This window comes from Gordonia sp. KTR9 (assembly GCF_000143885.2).
Lineage (GTDB): Bacteria > Actinomycetota > Actinomycetes > Mycobacteriales > Mycobacteriaceae > Gordonia.
Map to the genome: position 1 here is coordinate 1,802,849 of NC_018581.1, position 19,413 is coordinate 1,822,261.

At 68.6% G+C, this 19,413-nt stretch carries 17 protein-coding genes; 10 read left to right on the plus strand and 7 right to left on the minus strand.

The window, feature by feature from the left end; genetic code table 11:
* The first annotated feature begins 7 nt into the window (after positions 1-7).
* The gene (locus KTR9_RS09005) at positions 8-1,180 is read left to right on the plus strand and encodes a cystathionine gamma-synthase (RefSeq protein ID WP_010841795.1); all 1,173 of its coding nucleotides are present in this window, start codon (positions 8-10) and stop codon (positions 1,178-1,180) included.
* A 13-nt stretch (positions 1,181-1,193) separates the two neighbouring features.
* On the opposite strand, the gene KTR9_RS09010 is transcribed toward KTR9_RS09005, so the two are convergent.
* Complete coding sequence (locus tag KTR9_RS09010) at positions 1,194-2,390, minus strand: class I SAM-dependent methyltransferase (protein WP_148281173.1); 1,197 nt, start codon at positions 2,388-2,390, stop codon at positions 1,194-1,196.
* Positions 2,391-2,477: 87 nt separating this feature from the next.
* Between KTR9_RS09010 and KTR9_RS09015 the strand changes: the two genes are divergently transcribed.
* From KTR9_RS09015 to KTR9_RS09030, 4 genes are read left to right on the plus strand one after another with little or no spacing between them, the layout of a single operon-like run.
* Positions 2,478-3,125, plus strand: a complete 648-nt coding sequence (locus KTR9_RS09015) for a PIG-L deacetylase family protein (protein WP_014926138.1) — start codon at positions 2,478-2,480, stop codon at positions 3,123-3,125.
* A gap of 47 nt (positions 3,126-3,172) precedes the next feature.
* Positions 3,173-6,139, plus strand: coding sequence for an ATP-binding protein (locus tag KTR9_RS09020; RefSeq protein WP_014926139.1), 2,967 nt, complete (start codon positions 3,173-3,175; stop codon positions 6,137-6,139).
* 47 nt (positions 6,140-6,186) lie between these two features.
* Positions 6,187-7,386 (plus strand): threonine ammonia-lyase, encoded by a 1,200-nt coding sequence (gene ilvA / locus KTR9_RS09025; RefSeq protein ID WP_014926140.1) that lies wholly within the window; start codon positions 6,187-6,189, stop codon positions 7,384-7,386.
* 28 nt (positions 7,387-7,414) lie between these two features.
* On the plus strand, positions 7,415-10,642 hold the full coding sequence (locus KTR9_RS09030) for a BTAD domain-containing putative transcriptional regulator (protein WP_044506327.1): 3,228 nt from the start codon (positions 7,415-7,417) through the stop codon (positions 10,640-10,642).
* On the opposite strand, the gene KTR9_RS09035 is transcribed toward KTR9_RS09030, so the two are convergent.
* Together KTR9_RS09035 and KTR9_RS09040 are read right to left on the minus strand one after the other, a co-directional pair.
* Entirely contained in the window at positions 10,624-11,457 is an 834-nt protein-coding gene (locus tag KTR9_RS09035) for an ABC transporter permease (RefSeq protein ID WP_014926142.1), read from the minus strand. The genes KTR9_RS09030 and KTR9_RS09035 overlap by 19 nt on opposite strands.
* Complete coding sequence (locus KTR9_RS09040; RefSeq protein WP_014926143.1) at positions 11,454-12,524, minus strand: daunorubicin resistance protein DrrA family ABC transporter ATP-binding protein; 1,071 nt, start codon at positions 12,522-12,524, stop codon at positions 11,454-11,456. The genes KTR9_RS09035 and KTR9_RS09040 overlap by 4 nt, the downstream gene beginning before the upstream one ends.
* Positions 12,525-12,700: 176 nt before the next feature.
* Between KTR9_RS09040 and KTR9_RS09045 the strand changes: the two genes are divergently transcribed.
* Positions 12,701-13,522 (plus strand): hypothetical protein, encoded by an 822-nt coding sequence (locus KTR9_RS09045; RefSeq protein WP_044506329.1) that lies wholly within the window; start codon positions 12,701-12,703, stop codon positions 13,520-13,522.
* Positions 13,523-13,536: 14 nt separating this feature from the next.
* On the opposite strand, the gene KTR9_RS09050 is transcribed toward KTR9_RS09045, so the two are convergent.
* Positions 13,537-14,055: a hypothetical protein gene (locus tag KTR9_RS09050; protein ID WP_014926144.1), complete on the minus strand. Its 519-nt coding sequence runs from the start codon at positions 14,053-14,055 to the stop codon at positions 13,537-13,539.
* 194 nt (positions 14,056-14,249) lie between these two features.
* Between KTR9_RS09050 and KTR9_RS09055 the strand changes: the two genes are divergently transcribed.
* Both KTR9_RS09055 and KTR9_RS09060 read left to right on the plus strand, forming a co-directional pair.
* Positions 14,250-15,020: a DUF4352 domain-containing protein gene (locus KTR9_RS09055; protein WP_044506331.1), complete on the plus strand. Its 771-nt coding sequence runs from the start codon at positions 14,250-14,252 to the stop codon at positions 15,018-15,020.
* A gap of 185 nt (positions 15,021-15,205) precedes the next feature.
* Positions 15,206-16,123, plus strand: a complete 918-nt coding sequence (locus KTR9_RS09060; RefSeq protein ID WP_044506333.1) for a type IV toxin-antitoxin system AbiEi family antitoxin domain-containing protein — start codon at positions 15,206-15,208, stop codon at positions 16,121-16,123.
* A gap of 133 nt (positions 16,124-16,256) precedes the next feature.
* On the opposite strand, the gene greA is transcribed toward KTR9_RS09060, so the two are convergent.
* From greA to KTR9_RS09075, 3 genes are all read right to left on the minus strand, one after another.
* Positions 16,257-16,748 (minus strand): transcription elongation factor GreA, encoded by a 492-nt coding sequence (gene greA / locus KTR9_RS09065; RefSeq protein ID WP_010841806.1) that lies wholly within the window; start codon positions 16,746-16,748, stop codon positions 16,257-16,259.
* A gap of 128 nt (positions 16,749-16,876) precedes the next feature.
* Positions 16,877-17,650, minus strand: a complete 774-nt coding sequence (locus KTR9_RS09070; RefSeq protein WP_010841807.1) for a queuosine precursor transporter — start codon at positions 17,648-17,650, stop codon at positions 16,877-16,879.
* On the minus strand, positions 17,647-18,144 hold the full coding sequence (locus KTR9_RS09075; protein WP_014926148.1) for a DUF4307 domain-containing protein: 498 nt from the start codon (positions 18,142-18,144) through the stop codon (positions 17,647-17,649). The genes KTR9_RS09070 and KTR9_RS09075 overlap by 4 nt, the downstream gene beginning before the upstream one ends.
* 48 nt (positions 18,145-18,192) lie before the next feature.
* Here KTR9_RS09075 and mca point away from each other — a divergent pair, with 48 nt between their 5' ends.
* Both mca and KTR9_RS09085 read left to right on the plus strand, forming a co-directional pair.
* The gene (gene mca / locus KTR9_RS09080) at positions 18,193-19,089 is read left to right on the plus strand and encodes a mycothiol conjugate amidase Mca (protein WP_010841809.1); all 897 of its coding nucleotides are present in this window, start codon (positions 18,193-18,195) and stop codon (positions 19,087-19,089) included.
* On the plus strand, positions 19,089-19,412 hold the full coding sequence (locus KTR9_RS09085) for a hypothetical protein (protein WP_010841810.1): 324 nt from the start codon (positions 19,089-19,091) through the stop codon (positions 19,410-19,412). Before mca ends, KTR9_RS09085 begins: the two co-directional genes overlap by 1 nt.
* Position 19,413 lies beyond the last annotated feature (1 nt).

Sequence of the window (19,413 nt, forward strand, 5' to 3'; positions counted from 1 at the left end):
CATCACCGTGAGTGAACGACGCAGTGCGGCGGATTCGGTTCGCTGGCAAGGCTTCTCGACCCGCGCCATCCATGCCGGGTACGACCCCGATCCCCAGACGGGTGCGGTGAACGTCCCCATCTACGCGAGTTCGACCTTCGCCCAGGACGGCGTCGGCGGCCTGCGCGACGGCTTCGAGTACGCGCGCACCGGCAACCCGACCCGGCGCGCCCTCGAGGCCAACCTCGCCGCGCTCGAGAGCGGCACCTACGGAAGGGCTTTCGCCTCCGGTATGGCGGCCACCGACTGCCTGCTGCGGTCGACGCTGCGGCCGGGCGACCATCTGGTGATCCCCAACGACGCCTACGGCGGGACTTTCCGGCTCATCGACAAGGTCTTCAGCCAGTGGGGTATCACCTACTCGGTGGCCCCGGTGTCCGACGTCGCCGCGGTGCGCGACGCCATCCGGCCGGAGACCAAGCTGGTCTGGACCGAGACGCCGACCAACCCGCTGCTCAACGTCGGCGACATCGAGACCCTCGCCGCCGTCGCACACGAGGCCGGCGCGAAGCTCGTGGTCGACAACACCTTTGCCTCGCCGTACCTGCAGCAGCCGCTCGTCCTGGGCGCCGACGTCGTACTGCATTCGACGACCAAGTACCTGGGCGGGCACTCGGATGTCGTCGGTGGCGCGCTGGTCACCGACAGCGAGGAGCTCGACGAGGCGTTCGCATTCCTGCAGAACGGCGCGGGAGCGGTACCGGGCCCGTTCGACGGGTTCCTGACCCTGCGCGGGATCAAGACCCTCGGTGTCCGGATGGATCGGCACTGCGACAACGCGGAGAAGGTCGTCGAGTTCCTGAGCGGCCACGACAAGATCGACGCCGTCCTGTACCCGGGTCTGGAGAACCACCCGGGACACGAGGTCGCGGGTAAGCAGATGAAGCGCTACGGCGGCATGGTCTCGGTGTTGGTCAAGGGCGGCCTCGACGAGGCCAAGGAGTTCTGCGCCCGCACCGAGGTGTTCACGCTCGCCGAATCTCTCGGCGGCATCGAGTCGTTGATCGAACACCCCGGTGCGATGACGCACGCCTCGACCGCCGGATCGCTGCTCGAGGTGCCCGCCAACCTGGTCCGCCTCTCGGTGGGTATCGAGGACATCGACGACATCCTCGGCGATCTGGAGAACGCGCTGCGCTGAGCCGGGCGCGCCCTCAGATCCTCGCCTCGAGGAGTAGGTTCGACGCGGTCGTCGCCGCGACGTGCGCGCTCGGCAGTCCGGCTGCCCGGAAGGTGTCGAGCAACCGGGCGGGCCCGGCCTGGGCGCCCAGCGACGTCGCGCCATCGGCGATGCTGTGGGGCACACACAGGTACGAACTGCCCGAGTAGAACAGCAGCGCAACGGGATTGGTCAGGTTCTCGGCGAGCGTGTCGTGCGCCAGCGGCTCGACGGCGATCACCTGTCCGCCTGCACGCAGCGACGACCGTGCGTGCTCGAGCGCGCCCACCGGATCGCCGAAGTCGTGCAGTGCGTCGAAGAATACGATCGCGTCGTAGTCGCCGTCGTAGCTGTGCGCCCCGGCGACCTCGAAACGCACCCGGTCGCCGACGCCTGCTGCGGCCGCCGCCGCGGTTGCCCGCCGCACGGACTCCTCATGGCTGTCCACCCCGACGAACGTGGAGTTCGGGAAGGCCTCGGCGAGAAGGATCGTGGGCACTCCGTGTCCGCAACCGACGTCGAGGACGCGGATGCCCTCGGAGAGTCGTTGCTCGAGGCCGTCGATCGCCGGTATCCACTCGCTGAGCAGCGATGCGCGGTAGATCGTCCCGTAGAAGCGTTCGACGCCGGAGAACAGCCGGGAGTCGTGTGCGTGCCAGGGCACACCGTCACCGGTCGCGTACGCGTGCGCGAGCTGGTCGACCGAGGCCCAGATCGCCGCGGCGACCTCGAAGCCGGCCACGATCGCAGCCGGGCTGTCGTCGTCGGCGAGCACCATGGCGTGCTCGGCGGGGAGCACGAAGACGTCGGCGCCCGCGTCGCCGCCGTCCTCGAGCAGCACGTACCCGGCGGCGGCCTGCACGCACAACCATTCGTGCACATACCGTTCGGCGAGTCCGCATCGTTCGGCGAGTTCGGCGCTGGTCGCCGACCCGAGCTGCGCCAGTGCCCGCCACAGTCCGAGGCGGTCGCCGAGGTACGTGCTGATCGAGTGGTAAGCGTGTGTGAGGTCGGCACTGACCTGGCCGGCGAAGGCCTCGACCCGGCCGAGGTCGATGGCGGTGGGATCTGTCGTGGTGGTCATGATCATGTCCCTCTGTTCGGTGATGGTCGGGATGTCGGTGCATCCCGGATCGGTGGTTGCCGCACCCTGGATCGGGTGTGGCCTCAGCGTGCGGCGTGGTCCTGTCATGGCGCTGTCATGATTCGGCCGCGGTCGCGGCGCCCCACGCCGGATCGATGACAGTCGCGTGACAGCGGGGCCGCCGACGATCAGCTCATGACAACGACACGAACCGCGACCGCAGCCGCGGACCATGAGCTGCGAGTGACCGATCTGGGTACGGTGCTGTCCGTCTGGGCGCATCCCGACGACGAGAACGCCACCTCCGCAGCACGTTCGGCGCTCGCGGCCACTCGCACCCGCGAACTGTCCGAGGCCTTCGACGTGCTGGGGATCGACGAACATCACTGGCTCGACCTGCCCGACGGAGGCCTCGAGGCACTCGATCCGGCGACCCCGGTGGCGCGTATCGCCGCAGTGCTCGACGAGGTCCGGCCCGACACCGTCCTCACCTTTGGCCCGGACGGGGTGACCGGTCACCCCGATCACCGCACGGTCAACCGCTGGGTGCTCCGCGCGATTGCCTCCGCGGGTGTCGAACCCAGGGTCCTGCACCCGGTCGCCACCGGACGGGCCGTCGAGTACGACCTCGCCCGCGAATTCGACATGTGGGCGCTCGGCGGTCCGAGGCAGTGCCCGACCGAGAAGGTGGCGCTGCGGCTCCGACTCGCCGGTGCCGAACTCGATCGCAAGGTCGATGCGCTACTGGCGCAGCGATCCCAGACCGAGGATCTGGCCGCGGCGATCGGTCTCGATCGATACCGGACGTGGGTGTCGGTGGAGGCCTACGCTCATCCTGCATAGGACGCGGGCACACCACGGATGGGTTGTCGGAGACCGGGAGGGCGGGGATGTCGGTTCAGGAGCCGGACCACCGCATCGGGCCGCCTCCGATCGGCGTCGGGCTGCTGGGTCCGCTCACGCTGCACGTCGACGGCGTCGAGGTGCCGGTCGCCGGGGACCGGCGGCGCGCGCTACTGGCGCTGCTCGCGACGGCCGGACGACACGGGGTGGGTACCGGCCGGCTCGTCGACGAACTCTGGGGCACGGCGGTGCCCAAGGATCCCGTTGCCGCACTGCACAACCTGGTGTCGCGGCTGCGGAATCACCTGGGCCGGCACGCACACCTGCTGGAGCGGCGGCCCGCCGGCTATCGGCTGAGCGAATGCGTCGTCGACAGCGACGTCGTCCGCGAGCTGCTCGCGACCGCCTCCGCCACCGACGACCCGACGTCCCGGGTACGCGTGACCGCCCGAGCGCTCGAGCTGTGGCGCGGAGATCCGCTCGGCGAGTTCACCGGTCTCGCAGATCTCGGTGCCGAGCGAGTCGCGCTCGAGGAGCTCCGCCAGCGCCTCGACGACGCGCACGTCGAAGCACTGGTGGACGCGGCCGACCCGACCGCCACAGCTTCCGCGACCGCACTTGTCGCTGCGAATCCGCTGCGCGAGAGCGCGACCCGACTGCTGATCCGGGCTCTCGCAGCAGACGGCCGCACCGCGGAGGCGATGTCGGTGGCGTCCGGATTCCGGATGCGCCTGGCCGAGGCGACCGGTCTGGATCCGAGTCCGGCGCTGGGCGCACTCGAACAGTCCGTCGCCGCCGGAGACGCCGCCATCCCGATCTCGACTCGTCTGGCCGGTCCGGCCGCCGGGTCCCCTCGCCCGGCTCCGACGGGCGGACCGATGGTGGGACGCGAACGCGAGCGTGCCGAGGTGTCCCGGCTCCTGGCCGCTCATCGTCTGGTGACGTTGACCGGGACCGGTGGGGTCGGCAAGACCACACTCGCCCTCGATGTCGCGGCCGACCCCGTGGTCTTCCCGGACCACGCCGTGTACGTCGTCAACCTCGCCGCGGTGGCGCGTGAGGACCGGGTGGCCGCTGCGGTCACCTCGACCCTCGGTCTCGACCTGGACGCGGCCGCCTCGCCGTCGACGGTCGCGCGTCACCTCGGCACCGGCGCGTCGCTGCTGGTCCTCGACAACTGTGAGCATCTGCTGGCCGCGTGCCGGGAACTGGTCGGCGAGATCATCCGATTCGCGCCACGGGTACGGGTCCTGGCGACGTCCCGGGTCGTCCTGCACCTGCCGGCCGAGTACGTCGTCCGATTGCAACCGCTGCAGGTCCCGTCGCACGCCCCCGGCACCGTCGACACCGCGTTGCGGCAACCTGCGATCCGCGCGTTCGTGGAGCACGCGGGACGCCGCAACCCGGACTTCGCCGTCACCGAACGGGACCTGCCCGACCTCGTCGACCTCCTCGGCCGGGTCGACGGACTCCCGCTCGGGATCGAACTCGCTGCCCGGCAGGCAGCGGTGATGCCGGTGGCCGAGGTGGTCGGCTTGCTCGGTCGTGCACTGGATCTCGCGACCGGGACGGCCGGCGGCGGCACCGCGCGCACCCTCCGGGTCAGCGTGGATGTGTCCTTCCGGCTGCTGTCGGGTCCGGACCAGGCCGTTCTCGCCGCCGTGGCCACCTTTCCCGGTGGCGTCACGGTCCGCACGTTCGAATCCCTCGCCGGACATGTCGGGGGCGTCGACGATCCGCTGGAGACGCTGCACCGGCTCGTCGACAGCTCGCTTCTCGTCGCCGATGCGTCGGAGGGCCGGTACCGCCTGCTCCACCTCATCCGGCACTACCTGCTCGATCACCTCGAGGCGTCGGGCATGCTCGCCGCCGCCGAGGACCGCTTCCTGGAGGAGTGCGTGGCAACGGTTCGCGAGATCGAGGTCGCCTGGCTGGGAAGTGGGGAGCGCGCCGCGAACCGGCGACTCCACGCCGAGATGGACAACGTGCGTTCCGCACGTGATCTTGCCGCCGCACGTGATCGCATCGACGTGCTCGTCGCCATCACGACGTCGCTCTTCCTCGTCGGCATCTGGCGGAACATCCGCGAATTGTGGACCTGGGCAATCGAGATCGCGCAGTCCGAGCGTCTGGACGATCAGGCCGGTCGCGCCGCGGTGCTGTCGGCCGGCGCGGAGGCGGCACGGCTGGTCGGCGAGTTCGACCTCGCGCTCGACCTCGCAGAACGTGCACTGCGTCTCGAGGAGGCGCGACCGCCGCGTGACGGTGACCGGATCGACGACCGCCTGCTCGGGGCACATGCCGCCACCGCCGCGGTCGCGCACTTCCGAGGCGACTTCCCGGTCGCCATCCGACACTGGACCTGGTGCGGAGGTCACGAGTCGCTCGGCCCGGCCTATCTGGCCTCGGCCGCGCTGGCGGCCTCCTACGCGGGCGACGCGGAGCATGCGGCGCGGCTCCTGGCCACCGCGCGGACCGAGATCGCCGCCGCGGCCGGGCCGTCGCAGCATGCGTTCCTGGATTATGTGCAGGCCGAGCTCATCGCGCCGGCCGATCCGGCGTCGGCGCTCGCGCTGTACCGGCGAGCGCACGAGCTGGCCGACGACGTCGGTGCGACGTTCATCGTCGGCATCGCTCGCGTCGGAGCGGCGTCGTGTCTGACGCGGGTCGGTGACACCCCCAGGGCGGCCGAGGCGTACGTCGTCCTCCTCGAGGCCTGGCGCGACAGCGGTCAGCGCACCCAGCTGTGGACCACGGCCCGCAATGCGGTGACCCTTCTGCGCGCGCGAGGGCGTCGTGAGGTCGCCGAACTGCTCGTCAGGGCAGCCGAACTCGACCCTGCGTCGGCGCTCGATCCGTCGTCGGCCGACGCGACGCCGTTCGGAACCTCCCCATCAGAGGTCCCCGCTCCGGTGGCCGGGCTCGTTCTCGACGCCGACGAGGTGCTCGAGCAGGCGATCGGTGAACTGCGTGCGATCGCGGCCGAGATGACACCACCGGACGCGGATGCCTGAGGTGCGCCGGTGACCGCCCGGCGCACGAGCGGGCGGATACTGGTCCCATGCTGCTGACCGCCGCGGACATCGACAGGGCCACACAGGAACTCTCCGGGGTGATCCGGCGGACGCCGACGATCGCCTCGCGGGTGGTGTCCGAGCGCAGCGGGGCGCAGGTGTGGCTCAAGTGTGAGAACCTGCAGCGCACCGGGTCGTTCAAGCCGCGCGGGGCGTACCTGCGCATCTCCCGGTTGTCGGCGGAGGAACGTGCGCGAGGCGTCGTCGCGGCCAGCGCGGGCAATCACGCACAGGGAGTCGCCTGGGCGGCTTCGGATCTGGGTATCCCCGCACGGGTCTACATGCCGACCGGGGCGGCGCTGCCGAAGATCGCCGCCACGAAGGCCTATGGCGCCGAGGTGGTGCTCGCGGGGTCGACCGTCGACGAGGCTCTCGTCGAGGCGCAGCGTCACGCCGACGCGACGGGTGCGGCGCTGATCCATCCGTTCGATCACCTCGACGTCGTGGCCGGACAGTCGACGGTCGGGGTGGAGATCCTGGAGCAGATACCGGATGTCACCACGATCGTCGTGCCTCTCGGCGGCGGTGGACTGCTGGCCGGTGTCGCCGCCGCGGTGCGTCTGCGTCGTCCGGAGGTGTCGGTGATCGGCGTGCAGGCGGCGCAGGCGGCGGCCTGGCCGGCATCGATCGCCGAAGAGCGGCCCGTGCCCGCGACGTCGATGAACACCATGGCCGACGGCATCGCGGTCGCAACCCCCGGCGCCGTCCCGTTCGCGCACGTCGCCGAGTTCGTGGATCGGGTCGTCACGGTCACCGAGGAAGAACTGAGCACGGCACTGCTGCTGATGCTCGAACGGGCCAAACTCGTGGTCGAGCCCGCGGGTGCGGCGGCGGTCGCGGCCGCCGTCAGCGGACGGCTCGCGCTGTCGGGAACCGTGTGCGTGGTGCTGTCCGGCGGCAACATCGATCCGCTGCTGCTGCGCCATGTCACCACGCACGGCCTGACCGCCGCCGGCCGTTTCCTCACCGTGACGGCCACCGTCTCCGACCGTCCGGGTGGTCTCGTCACTCTCCTCGAGCTGCTCCGCGACCTGGGCGCGAGTGTGCTCGACGTCGTCCACTCGCGCGTCGCCGACGACCTGTATCTCGGCGAGGTGCAGGTGACGGTCAGCGTCGAGACCCGCGGACACGACCACCAGCACGACGTCCGGCGGGCCCTCGCCGACGCGGGGTTCCTTCGGGACTGAACGCGACGGTCGGCGCTAACCTGTCTGGGTGTCTGCCGACGGACCCGCCCTGATCGGTGTGCTGGGCCCGATCGCGGTCGTGTCGTGCCCGGTGGGGGCGGAGAGCCCGGACCGGCTCGTCGGCGTGCCGGGTCTGCGGGCCCGACGCCTGCTCGTGTCGCTTGCCCTCGCCGAGGGGCGCGTGCGCTCGGCGGATCGCCTGATCGACGACGTCTGGGGCGACGATCCGCCGCGTTCTCCGCACAGTGCGCTGCACACCCAGGTGTCCCGGCTGCGCAAGCTCCTGCCCGAGGGTGTTCTCGAGGGCGGTGACCACGGTTATCGGTTGCGCGACAGCCGTACTGACCTCGACGTGGTCGAGAGGTTGCTCGCCGATGGCGACCGGGCCGAGCTCGACCAGGCGCGACAGTGGTGGCGCGGTGTGCCCGGCGACGATCTCGGAGACGGGTCCCCGGTGGTGGCGATGCTGTCCGCACGGATTCGACGTCTCGAGGACGCGCTCGACACCGCGCAGCTGACGGCCGCGTTCACCGCGGGCGACTACGCGACCGCTCGATTCGTCGCCGAAAAGCTCTGCGCCCGAGATCCGTTCGACGAGTCGGCGCATTCTGCCCTGATGCGGGCACTCGCCGGAGATGGCCGCGACGCCGAGGCGCTCGTCGTGTTCGACCGGCTCAGACGCCGACTGTCGACCGAGCTGGGCATGGACCCGGGCCCCGAGGTGGCCCGGGTCCACGCCGAGATCCTCGCTGCGGCACCGCCGGAGACCGGCACACCACGCCCCGCGCGTGCCGTCGGATTGCGCTCACCCACCACCGAACTCATCGGACGCGTCGCTGACCTCGACACCGTGGCGGGCATGCTCGACACCGGTCGCGTGGTGACCGTGCTCGGTCCGGGTGGCGTGGGCAAGACGAGGGTCGCGACCGAGATCGGGCACCGGCTGCATGAGGCGGGGGTCCCGGTCTACTTCGTGTCGCTCGCCTCGGTGCGGTCCGACGAGGACGTGACCCCGGCGATCGCCGCGACACTCGGGGTCGGCGAGTCCGACCTCTCCGCAACCGGTCGCCCCCGCATGACCCCCGGGGACCTGACCGCGCGTCTCGAGGATGTGCTGCGCGAGCGGGCGTCGGTGGTGATCCTCGACAACTGCGAGCAGATCGTCGACGCGTGCGCCCGGATCGTCGGCGAGCTCACCGCCGCGGTACCGGGCCTCCGTGTCCTGTCCACGAGCCGCACGCCGTTGGCCATCGTCGGTGAGCAGGTGCACCAATTGCCCGTCCTGGCGGCTGCGGATGCGGATTCACCTGCGGTGCAGCTGTTCCGGACTCGTGCGAGCGCCGTGCGACCCGACGCCGATCTGCCCACCGACCGCGTCGTCGAACTCTGCCGCCACCTCGACGGACTGCCTCTGGCCATCGAGCTGGCGGCCGCCCGTGTCCGGACGATGACGGTCGAGGAGATCACCGACCGGCTGGGGGAGAAGTTCGCGCTTCTGCGTTCTGCCGATCGCACCTCGCCCGACCGGCACCGCACCCTCTACGCGGTGATCGAGTGGAGTTGGGAACTGCTCGACGACGCGGGCCGGGCGGCGCTGGTGCAGCTGTGCCGCTTTCCCGGTGGGTTCGGCCGGTCGGCCGCCCAAGCGGTGACCGGGGCCGCCGGGGCGGTCCTCGACGACACCCTCGAGAGTCTGACCAACCAGTCGCTGCTCTCGGTGGTCGAAACCGATGGTGCGGCGCGCTTCCGGATGCTGGAGATGGTTCGGGAGTTCGGCGAGACCAGGATGGATGCCGAACTGGCCGTCCTGGTGGAGTCGCGGATGAGTGGCTGGGCAGTGCACTTCGTCACCGGGATGCGCGAGCTGGCGGAGGAGGGGGATCATCTCGCCGGTGCCGGCGGGATGGCGCGTGAGGCCGACAATCTGACCTGGATCCTCCGTTCGGCGTGCGAAACCGCCTCCGTGACACCGACCGACGAGGTCGTCGCGGTGCTCACGACGCTGTATCCGGCACTGGCATACCACTGGACGGTTCGCGGTCTGCACGGGGAGACGCGGGCGTGGGGTGCCCGGGTGTTGATGGCGTTGCCGCGCCCGCCCGAGGCGCCCGACGACGCCGTCCGTGAGAACTGGCAGGCGACCGCCATCGTCGGTGCGGTGCACGGGATGATGACCGGCGAACTCCGGGTGGTCGCCACCGCCAGGTTCATCCTGCGTGGTTTGCATCGCGCCCGTCTGACCTTCGATCGTGCCAGCGAGTTCTTGTCCGCTGTCGCATTGGCGCCGAACGCGATTCGAGGCTACCGACTGATCTGCCTGGCGGCCGGTACCGCGTCCGACGACGAGGTGCGGGCACTGGCGCTGACGATGCGGTCACACCTGCGGGAGAACCGCGGGCTGCTGGGCCCCGCGCTCCGGGACTCGATCGCATCCGGCGAATGGCTCGCCCGCAGTCGCTATGCGCCCTGGTTCCAGGGGATGTGGCAGTCGAGCACCGGGAGTCTGTACGCCCAGCAGGGCCGGTACGCCGCGGCGGCGTCGACGTACCGGGTCGGTATCGACCTGCTGGGTCGCCTGCACGCGGTCGAGGACGTCCGCCAGCTCCAGACCTTCCTGGCGCTCACCCTGCTCGCCGACGGCCGGGTCGCCGAAGCCCGTCGCGAACTCGCGGTCATCACCGACGACTGGGAGCTCGACATCGAGGATCCGCAGGGCAATCCAGAGGTGACCGGGCCGGCACTGCTCTGCGTCGCCGAACTCGCGCTCGTCGACGGTGTGCCCGATGCCGAGGTCGCAACGGCCTTCGCGCGGGCGGCACGGGTCATGCTGCGGGATCATCCCTTCGGCGTCGCCGACCCGGCGGTGCTGATGGTGGTCAGCGGATGTGTGGCCGGGCTGGTGCGGTGCGGGGATCTCGGGGCGGCGTGGGAACTGGTCCCGCAGATGGTGAAGGGACTCGACGACATGACGTTCGGACCCGGCTGGCAGGACCTTCCGCAGGCCGGCACCGTGGCCGCGGCGTTCACCGTGCTGTACGGGGCGGACCGGGGGCCGGACCCCCTCTGTCGACGCCTCGTCGAGTTGACGCTGAGTCTGCCCGGACGACAGGACTATCCGTCGTTGCAGTGGGCTCGGCACTGGGCGCTGGAGCGACACCGGGACCACGGCGGTGTGGCCCGACACCCGATCGTGCCGCGCCACACCGCCGTGGACGAACTCGCGGGCGTGATCCGCGATCATGCGTTGCGCATATAGGCCCGCACCGCGAGGGGGGCGAACACGGCGGTGATCACCGCTGCGCCGATCAGGGCCCACACGACATGGATGCCGGCGTGACCGGAGTTCGTCAGTTCGCGCACCGCCGTGACGAGGTGGCTGACCGGGTTGACGTTGACGAAGCCCTGCAACCAGCCGGGCATTGTGTCGACCGGGACGAAGGCGTTGGACATGAAGGTGAGCGGGAACATGATCATCATCGAGATCCCCTGCACGGCAGATGCTTTGCTCATGAGGCAGCCCATCAGTGCGAAGATCCACGAGACCGCGAAACTGCACACGATGATGAGTGCGGCCGAGGCGATCACGCCGAATACGTCGGGCCGCCAGCCCATCAACACGCCCATCACCACGGTCAGCACGGTTGCGATGGAGTAGCGGATGACATCGGCGAGCAGGGCGCCGGCGAGTGGGCTGATCCGGGCGATCGGTAGGGAACGGAACCGGTCGAAGACACCCTTGTCCATGTCCTCACGCAACTGGGTGCCGGTGACGATCGAGGTCATGATCACGGTCTGCACGAGGATGCCCGGAATGATCACCGGCAGATAGGCTTCCACGTTGCCGCTGATCGCGCCGCCGAAGATGTAGGTGAACATCAGTGTGAAGATGATCGGTTGGAATGTGACGTCGAAGAGCTGTTCGGGGTTGTGCCGGATCTTCAGCACACCGCGGTAGGCCATGCTGAAAGATTGCCGGAACGACTCGGCCAGGCTGATCGAGGTCTTCACCCTGGCGCGTGTGGCGCGGGTCGTGATCGGGGTCGACGGGGGACTGTCGATGGTGGCGGTCATGCGTGGGCCTCCTGTGTGGTGTCGGACGGATGTGTGTCGGATGACTGGTGCCCGGGTGCGTCGGCGTCGGAATCCGTCTGCGCCGGCCTACCGGTGATGGTGAGGAACACCTCGTCGAGACTCGGCTTCTGCACGGTGATCTCCTCGATGCCGATCCCGTTCTCGCGCAGCGCGATCAGCACATCGGGTACGAGATCGGCGGAACTGAGCGGAACCGTCGTCCGCGCCGCCTCCGGGCTCAGCGCGGCCTTCTGCCCGAGGATCGACTCCGCGATCTCGCACACGCGGGGTGCATCAGCACGATCGGTCGCGACGAGTTGGAGCGTGCTGGCACCGATGGAGTGCTTGAGCTCGTCGGCCGTGCCGTCGGCGATGACCCGACCGTGATCGATGACGGCGATGCGGTCGGCCAGCTGATCGGCCTCGTCGAGGTACTGGGTGGTGAGCAGGACCGTCGACCCGCCCGCGACGAGGCGACGGATGGTGTCCCACATCTGGGCACGAGTTCGCGGATCGAGTCCGGTCGTCGGTTCGTCGAGGAACAGCAGCGGCGGGGTGTCGATCAGGCTGGCCGCGAGGTCGAGGCGTCGACGCATGCCGCCGGAGAAGTTCTTCAGCGGCCGGGCCGCGGCGTCGGTGAGGGCGAACTCCTCGAGCAACTCGTCGGCGCGCGAACGTGCCGCAGTCCGTGAGAAGCCCAGCAGGCGGGCGAACAGCACGAGGTTCTGGGTGGCGGTGAGATCCTCGTCGACGGAGGCGTACTGCCCGGTGACGCCGGCGAGCGAACGTACCGCGACCGCGTCGTCGACGACGTCGTAGCCGAAGACCCGCGCCGCTCCGGCATCCGGACGCAGGAGGGTGGCCAGCATGCTGACGGTGGTCGTCTTTCCGGCACCGTTGGGTCCCAGGACGCCGTACACCGATCCGGTCGGAACGGTGAGGTCGACGCCGTTGACCGCGCGCGTCGAGCCGAAGTGCTTGACGAGTCCGCGCGCCTCGATCGCGAGGTCGGTGCGGGGGGACGGAGCGGGCCCGGCGCCGGGCCGGGGAGTGGTTGTCGTTGTCATGACGACAACTGTGGATCGGGCTCCTGTCGTCGGGCTTGCGTGCGCTTACGTGGTTCTGTCGCGCACCGGACGAAGTGTCCCGCGGAACGCTCGGACACCGTTGTGGCCTGTGGACAGTGCTCACGCTGTGGATTCATGGTGCGGCTGCGAGGGCTGGACGGTTTACGTTGCCCGCCATGGGACGACGCACACATTCCGCCGAGGCGGCCTGGACGCCACAGATCGCGTATCAGGTCCGTCACGAGCTGATGGATCATGTCCACGAGCGACGACGGGTGGTCAACAAGCGGCTGGATGCACTCGAGGCCGAAGCCGGCCAGGTGGCGGAGGTTCTCGATGACGCGGACGACGGCTTGGTGGTGCTCGGTCCGGAAGAGTACGCCGAACGGGAGGTCGCGCTGGAGGAGGTGCACGGACTCTTCGCGCTCGCCGGGTGGTGGTCCGGGCAGCTCGCGGTCACGGTGTTGGAGCTCGCCGATGCTCCCGTGCATTGGATCACGGCTCCCGCAGTCGAGGTGATCACCGGTGTTCGGGACGGCGAATCCGATGTCGCGGGTGCCGTTCTGGACCCCCACGTCCTGTCGACGTTGGGCGATGCCGGCATCGCGTTGTTCGAGAAGTCCGCGGGCCGTCATCGATCACCGGCCGGGCTGTCGGCTTCCGACCACGCCGACGTCGGGATCGACGGCTTGTGCTGGCGGCGCGCAACACTCGGTGAAGAGGATGCACCTCCCGTCGTGGACATGGTCGTGGTGCACGTGTTGACTCACGACCGAAAGCTCCGGCGTGCCGCTTCGATCGACGGTTGCCGCCCGGAGGTCGTCGACGTGGATTCGTTCAGCGTGCCGGTCGATCGGGAGTCCACCGCCGGCGGACGAAACCGGCGATCGGTCCGAGTGCTGACCCGTCTTGCGGAGGAACTCGGCCGGGGCATGCTGACCGTCTCGTCGAACGGAATGACCGACCGGTCATCCGTGGCGATCGCCGTCGTGTCCTGAGGCCCTTGAGCTGTTCACCTGGCCGGTTCGAGATCCGCGAAGTGTTTGAGGGTGTCGGCCTCGATGGTCTTGTACACGGTCGACGACGCCGGACCAGAGAAGGCGGTGACCACACGCGAGGAGGTGGGCAGCTCCAGCGCGAAGGTCCACTTGAGCCGACAGCCCACGTCGGCACGCGAGATCTCGGTCGCCTCGCCGAACCGCCGGATACCCGGGACATTCGCCCTCAGAACCCGGAAACCGTTGCGGTAGTGCCCGTTCTCCGGATCTTCGGTCCAGTCGAAGAAGTCTTCCTCGAGGGTCACATAACCGGGGCCGAGCACCGCCCGGCGCTGGGTCCCCACACCGTACGGCGGCGGTGACACGAACTCGATCTTCTTGATCGCGCGGCACCAGTCGAGGGTGTGCTGACGGGTGAACTCGGCCCACGCGCGTTCCGGCGTGACCGGCAGGCGGACGTCGATGACATGCCGGACCGGCGCATCGTCGAAGAAGTCGAGATCGAAGGTCTGCAGCTCATGAGAACGTGCCATGGGTCACATTCAAGCACGGGACCCCGACCGGCGCCTCGGGCGCGTCGCGGACCCGGAGGGGCGGGGCGAGGCGGCTGAAAGGTTCATCTGTTCGGATGACATTGTGCGACAACGGTTTTGTCAGACCTAGATGCGACAGTGCGTGCAGATGCGGGACCGCTTCCCAGGTGCCGCACGACAGAGAAGGACCTACGATGACCGACCCCCAGAATCCATATCCCGGCCCCAACCCGGGTCAGCAGCCTCCTTACGGCCAGCCCTACCAGGGACAGCAATACGGGCAACCCCCACAACCCGGGGCACCGCAGTACGGCACTCCCCAGTACGGCACTCCCCAGTACGGTGCTCCACCCCAGCCGTACCCGGCCCCACCTGCCAAGAAGAAGAAAAAGTGGCCTTGGGTCCTGGGGGCCCTCGTGATCCTGCTGATCATCATCCTCGCGGCCACCTCTGGTGGAGGGTCGGACGACACGGACACCACGGCGGGTTCGGGTGCTTCATCCGCAGCCGGGCAGGCCGATCCGGGTGACGCGGACAGCGGTGACGCGGAAGGTGAGGATGCGGCAGCCGGCCTCAACACACCGGTACGCGACGGCAAGTTCGAGTTCGTGGTGACCGGTGTCGAACCCGGTCTGACCTCCGTGGGCGACAACCCGTATCTGACCGAGGAAGCCCAGGGCCAGTTCGTGGTCGTCACCATGACGGTGAAGAACACCTCGGACCAGCCGCAGAGCTTCTCCCCGACGGGCCAGAAACTCTTCGACGCCGAGAACCGCAGCTTCGAACCGGACACCACGGCCCAGATCGCGCTGGGCGGATCGGACATTCCTGTGTGGGACAACATCAATCCCGGCAATGCCGTGACCGTCAAGCTGGTCTACGACATGCCGGCGGGAGCCACACCGGCGTCCATCGAACTGCATGACTCGATGTTCTCTGGTGGGGTGTCGGTGAATCTCTCCTGACTCCTCGGGTGGCGTAGCCGTGTTGGGTGCTCAGTCGGCCTCGACCACCAGACCTCGGCTCGACCGCCAGACTTCGATCGAAGTCTGGCGGTCGAGTCATGTTCTGGTGGTCGAGCTTTCGGCGCGGCGAGACCGTCAAGAAATTCTGAGTGAAACCGTAACCGCCTGTAGTGCGTCCAAACGGTATGTCGACTTTCCCCACGGACCGCCACGGACTCATCCGGCGAGAGACAACGCTGCGCTTGGGCATCGGCGACGATGTCGTGAGTTCGGCGGTGAAGCGAGGTGAACTGGTCCGGCTCGCTCCCGGTGTCTGTGTGACCGCGACCGATGACGCGGATGATCTGTACCGCCTGAGGTCCGTGGGGGTGGCCACCTCCGCTCGGGATCACGAGTCCTCGATACTCAGCCATGATTCGGCTGCGGCGGTCTTTCGTCTGTCGCTCCTCCACCCCAAGCGGGAGCGCGTGCATCTGACCAGGATCGAACCGGGCGCCGGATTCGTGCGTGGGCTCCGCGCCGTGCACGCGGGGCCGGTGACCGCGGAATGGATCGTGGAGGTCGACGGCATTCGGCTGACGAGCCTCGAACGGACCGCGGTGGACGTGGCGATGGCCGGCGATTTCGCACAAGCGCTGGTCGTGTTCGACCGCGCTTTCGCTGCCGACGCCGACGTCACCACGATGGCGCACCTCATCGAGTCGCGCCGACGATGGCGAGGTGCGGGGATAGCCCGTCGTGCGTTGTCGTTTGCGGACGGTGCATCAGAGAGTGTCGGGGAGTCGTGGAGCCGGGCACAGATGATCGAGGCCGGGTTCCCGATGCCGCGACTGCAGCACACGTTTCAGACGGACGTCGGACCCGCGCGCACCGACTTCGACTGGGACGCAATACTTGTCGGTGAGTTCGACGGATTGCAGAAGTACGGTCGCCTGTTGCGCCCGGGTGAGACCCCGCGCGATGCCCTCATCCGGGAGAAGCGTCGGGAGGACGCGCTGCGCGCGCAGGGGATCATGGTGATCCGGTGGACGTGGGGAACGCTCGTACGCGGCGAGCTGGCGGATCTGCTCCGGCCGTGGTTGGACAAGCTCGCCGCAGCCTGACAGCCAGACTTCAACTCGACCGCCAGACTTCGATCGACGTCTGTCGGTCGAGTTGAGGTCTGCCGGTCACTGCCCTCAGAAAACGCAGAGCCCGGGACGACCGTGTCGTCCCGGGCTCTGTTCGAGAATCCGATCAGCCGTGGTAGGGCTCCGCGCTGACCAGCGTCACCTTGATGGTGGCGCCGCTGGGCACGGAGTACTCGCGGGTCTCGCCGACCTTCGCGTCGATGAGGGCGGCTCCGAGGGGCGAGCTGGGGGAGTAGGTCTCCAGTCCGCCCTGGCCGCTCTCCTCGCGGGTGGCGATGAGGAAGGTCTCGGTGTCCTTCTCGTCACCGTCGTAGTAGACGGTCACGACGGAACCGGGCAGTGCGACGCCCGACTGGGTCGGCGCCTCGCCGACCTTGGCGTTGTTCAGCAGTTCTTGCAGCTGGCGGATGCGCGCTTCCTGCTGACCCTGCTCTTCGCGAGCGGCGTGGTAGCCGCCGTTCTCCTTGAGGTCGCCCTCTTCGCGACGCTCGTTGATCTCGGCGGCAATGACCGGACGGTTGGCGATCAACGAGTCGAGTTCGCCCTTGAGGCGGTCGTGCGACTCTTGGGTCAGCCAGGTCACCTGGGTGTCGGTCATCGGTCACTCCTTTGTGTTGTCCGCGCCCCGGGCGACCGTTTACACCAGGGGCATATGGACTGCTATAAATGCAGCAACACGACCCCTTGCGGAGCCGTGTATCTGTCGAGGGTACCAGGTGATGAGACCTATGGCACATCGGTTGTGCCGCGCGACGCCGTCTCGAGTGCGTCCTGATACGTCGGTTCCGCCCGCTTCAGCCATCCCACAACGAAATACGTCAGCGGCATGATGACGATTTCGACGAGCGTCTTCCAGATGAACCCGACGATCGTGTAGTTGAGGAAGTCTCCCCAGGTGGAGATGCCCAGAGCGGTGGCCGCGATCGAGCAGAAGACGAGGGTGTCGGCGAATTCGCCGACAATCGTCGAGCCCAGCAGTCGTGCCCAGAGGTGACGTTCCCCGGCGCGTTCCTTCATTTTGACCAGGACGAAGGAATTGAGGAATTCGCCCACCACATATCCGGCCAATCCGGCGAGCAGGAATTGTGGGACGACTCCGGCAACCGTCTCGAAAGACTCCTGCCCCTCGTAGAAATCGGCGGCCGGTAGATGAATGGTGAGCCAGAAACACAATGATGCGAGCACCAGCACGGCGAATCCGGCCAGAATCGTGCGACGCATCGCCCGGAACCCGTAGACCTCGCTGATCACGTCGCCCAGGACGTAGGCGAGCGGGAACAGGAAGAAGGCGCCGTCGGTCACCAGTCCGTTCATCTGGATGGGACCCAGATCGATGTGGAGCCAGTCGTCGAACAGCACCACACCCTTGGTCCCGGTGACGTTGCTGATCAGCATGACGCCGACGAACAACGCGACCAGGAGGGGGAAGTAGCGGCTGCCGATCGAGGCGAAGGCGGCGCGCGGCGCCTGCGCTTCGCTGTGTCCGGTCGGGGCGGTCACCGGTCCGCCGGCTTCAGGTAGGCGGGCACGTCGAGTGTGCAGCCGAACACCTCACCGATGACCGGCGGCTTCGACGTCGTGATCTCGGTGCGGACACCGATGCGTTCCGCGGAGTCGGCGGGGATCAGGATCTCGCGTCGGCCCGTCTCGCCGCCGTCACGGGAACGACCGCGCACCACACAGGCCGCGGGCCGGCTCGGGTCGGAACGTTCGACCGTGAACTGCACGGCGACGGTCGAGTCGTCGAGGATCTCGTATCCGGTGGCCTCGCCGGTCACGTCGGCCGTGGAGAACTTGCTGTAGCCGATGACCGCGAGCGCCACACCCGCCACGACGACCAGAATCGACAAGGCGACGAACCAGCGCCGACGACCTCGGGCGGTTTCCGAATGTTCCGGGTAAGTGGCGCGGGGACCGCTCTGCGGTCGCGCCGTGTCAGGCGTCGTGCGCGGTGCGTCACCGGCGTCTGCGGCGCCCCCGTCCGAACTGTTCACGCGTCAATACCTACCATGGGAGGAGTAGCGATCCGAAGGTGAGGAACTGTGACCGAATCCCACGTCGGCGACCCCAAGTCGGGTGTGTTCCGTCTGATGGCGGTGCACGCACACCCCGACGACGAATCGAGCAAGGGTGCGGCGACGACCGCGAAATATGCGGCCGAGGGCAATGAAGTGCTTGTGGTCACACTCACCGGCGGTGAGCGTGGCGACATCCTGAATCCGGCGATGGACCGGCCGGGCATCAAAGAGCGGATGACCGAGGTCCGTCGCGAGGAGATGGCCAAGGCCGCCGAGGCGCTGGGTGTCCGGCAGACCTGGCTCGGCTTCGTCGACTCCGGGCTTCCGGAGGGGGACCCGCTGCCGCCGCTGCCGGAGGGTTCGTTCGCGACGGTGCCCCTCGACGAGGCCACCGAGGCGCTGGTGCGCGTGGTGCGCGAGTTCCGCCCGCACGTGATCATCACCTACGACGAGCACGGCGGTTACCCGCATCCCGACCACATCCGGTGCCACGAGGTGTCGGTCGCGGCCTACGAGCAGGCCGGCGACCCGGACGCATTCCCCGAGGCCGGCGAGCCGTGGACGGTGTCGAAGCTCTACTACACCCACGGATTCATCCGCGACCGGATGGTGCTGTTCTCCGACGAGTTCGCGCGACACGGCCAGGAGAGTCCGTTCGCAGAGTGGCTCAGCAATTGGGACCCGAGTCGCGGCGACCTCATGGGACGCGTCACGACGCAGGTCGAGTGCTCGAAGTACTTCCCGCAGCGTGACGATGCGCTGCGCGCGCACGCCACGCAGATCGACCCGAACGGGGTGTTCTTCGCGGTGCCGCTGGAGTGGCAGCAGCGTCTGTGGCCGACCGAGGAGTTCGAGCTCGCCAAGACCCGGGTCAAGACGGCGCTGCCCGAGACCGATCTGTTCGCCGGGATCGAGGCGTGATGAACAGCACCGTCGTGAACACCGTGATGGTCCTGGCGGAGGAGCCGCAGGGCCCGGAGTTCGGCAAGGCCTCACCGCTGGGTCTGCTGGTCATCTTGCTGCTGCTCGTCGGCACCGCGTTCCTCATCTGGTCGATGAACCGGCAGCTCAAGAAGCTGCCCGCATCCTTCGACACCGAGCACCCGGAAGCCGATCAGGCCTTCGACGAGGGCACCGACTCGCCCGGTCCGGCCGAGTCGACGACTGCGACATCGGACTCGCCCGGGACGCCGGATGCCACGAGCGCCGCCGGCACCGACGAACGGCGGCCCGCCGACACCTGAG

Bases quoted from the DNA above. Each gene is read 5' to 3' on its own strand.
- KTR9_RS09010 (WP_148281173.1), bottom strand. From the start codon at position 2,390: ATGACAGGACCACGCCGCACGCTGAGGCCACACCCGATCCAGGGTGCG.
- KTR9_RS09015 (WP_014926138.1), top strand. From the start codon at position 2,478: ATGACAACGACACGAACCGCGACCGCAGCCGCGGACCATGAGCTGCGA.
- KTR9_RS09020 (WP_014926139.1), top strand. From the start codon at position 3,173: ATGTCGGTTCAGGAGCCGGACCACCGCATCGGGCCGCCTCCGATCGGC.
- ilvA (WP_014926140.1), top strand. From the start codon at position 6,187: ATGCTGCTGACCGCCGCGGACATCGACAGGGCCACACAGGAACTCTCC.
- KTR9_RS09035 (WP_014926142.1), bottom strand. From the start codon at position 11,457: ATGACCGCCACCATCGACAGTCCCCCGTCGACCCCGATCACGACCCGC.
- KTR9_RS09040 (WP_014926143.1), bottom strand. From the start codon at position 12,524: ATGACAACGACAACCACTCCCCGGCCCGGCGCCGGGCCCGCTCCGTCC.
- KTR9_RS09045 (WP_044506329.1), top strand. From the start codon at position 12,701: ATGGGACGACGCACACATTCCGCCGAGGCGGCCTGGACGCCACAGATC.
- KTR9_RS09050 (WP_014926144.1), bottom strand. From the start codon at position 14,055: ATGGCACGTTCTCATGAGCTGCAGACCTTCGATCTCGACTTCTTCGAC.
- KTR9_RS09055 (WP_044506331.1), top strand. From the start codon at position 14,250: ATGACCGACCCCCAGAATCCATATCCCGGCCCCAACCCGGGTCAGCAG.
- KTR9_RS09060 (WP_044506333.1), top strand. From the start codon at position 15,206: ATGTCGACTTTCCCCACGGACCGCCACGGACTCATCCGGCGAGAGACA.
- greA (WP_010841806.1), bottom strand. From the start codon at position 16,748: ATGACCGACACCCAGGTGACCTGGCTGACCCAAGAGTCGCACGACCGC.
- KTR9_RS09085 (WP_010841810.1), top strand. From the start codon at position 19,089: ATGAACAGCACCGTCGTGAACACCGTGATGGTCCTGGCGGAGGAGCCG.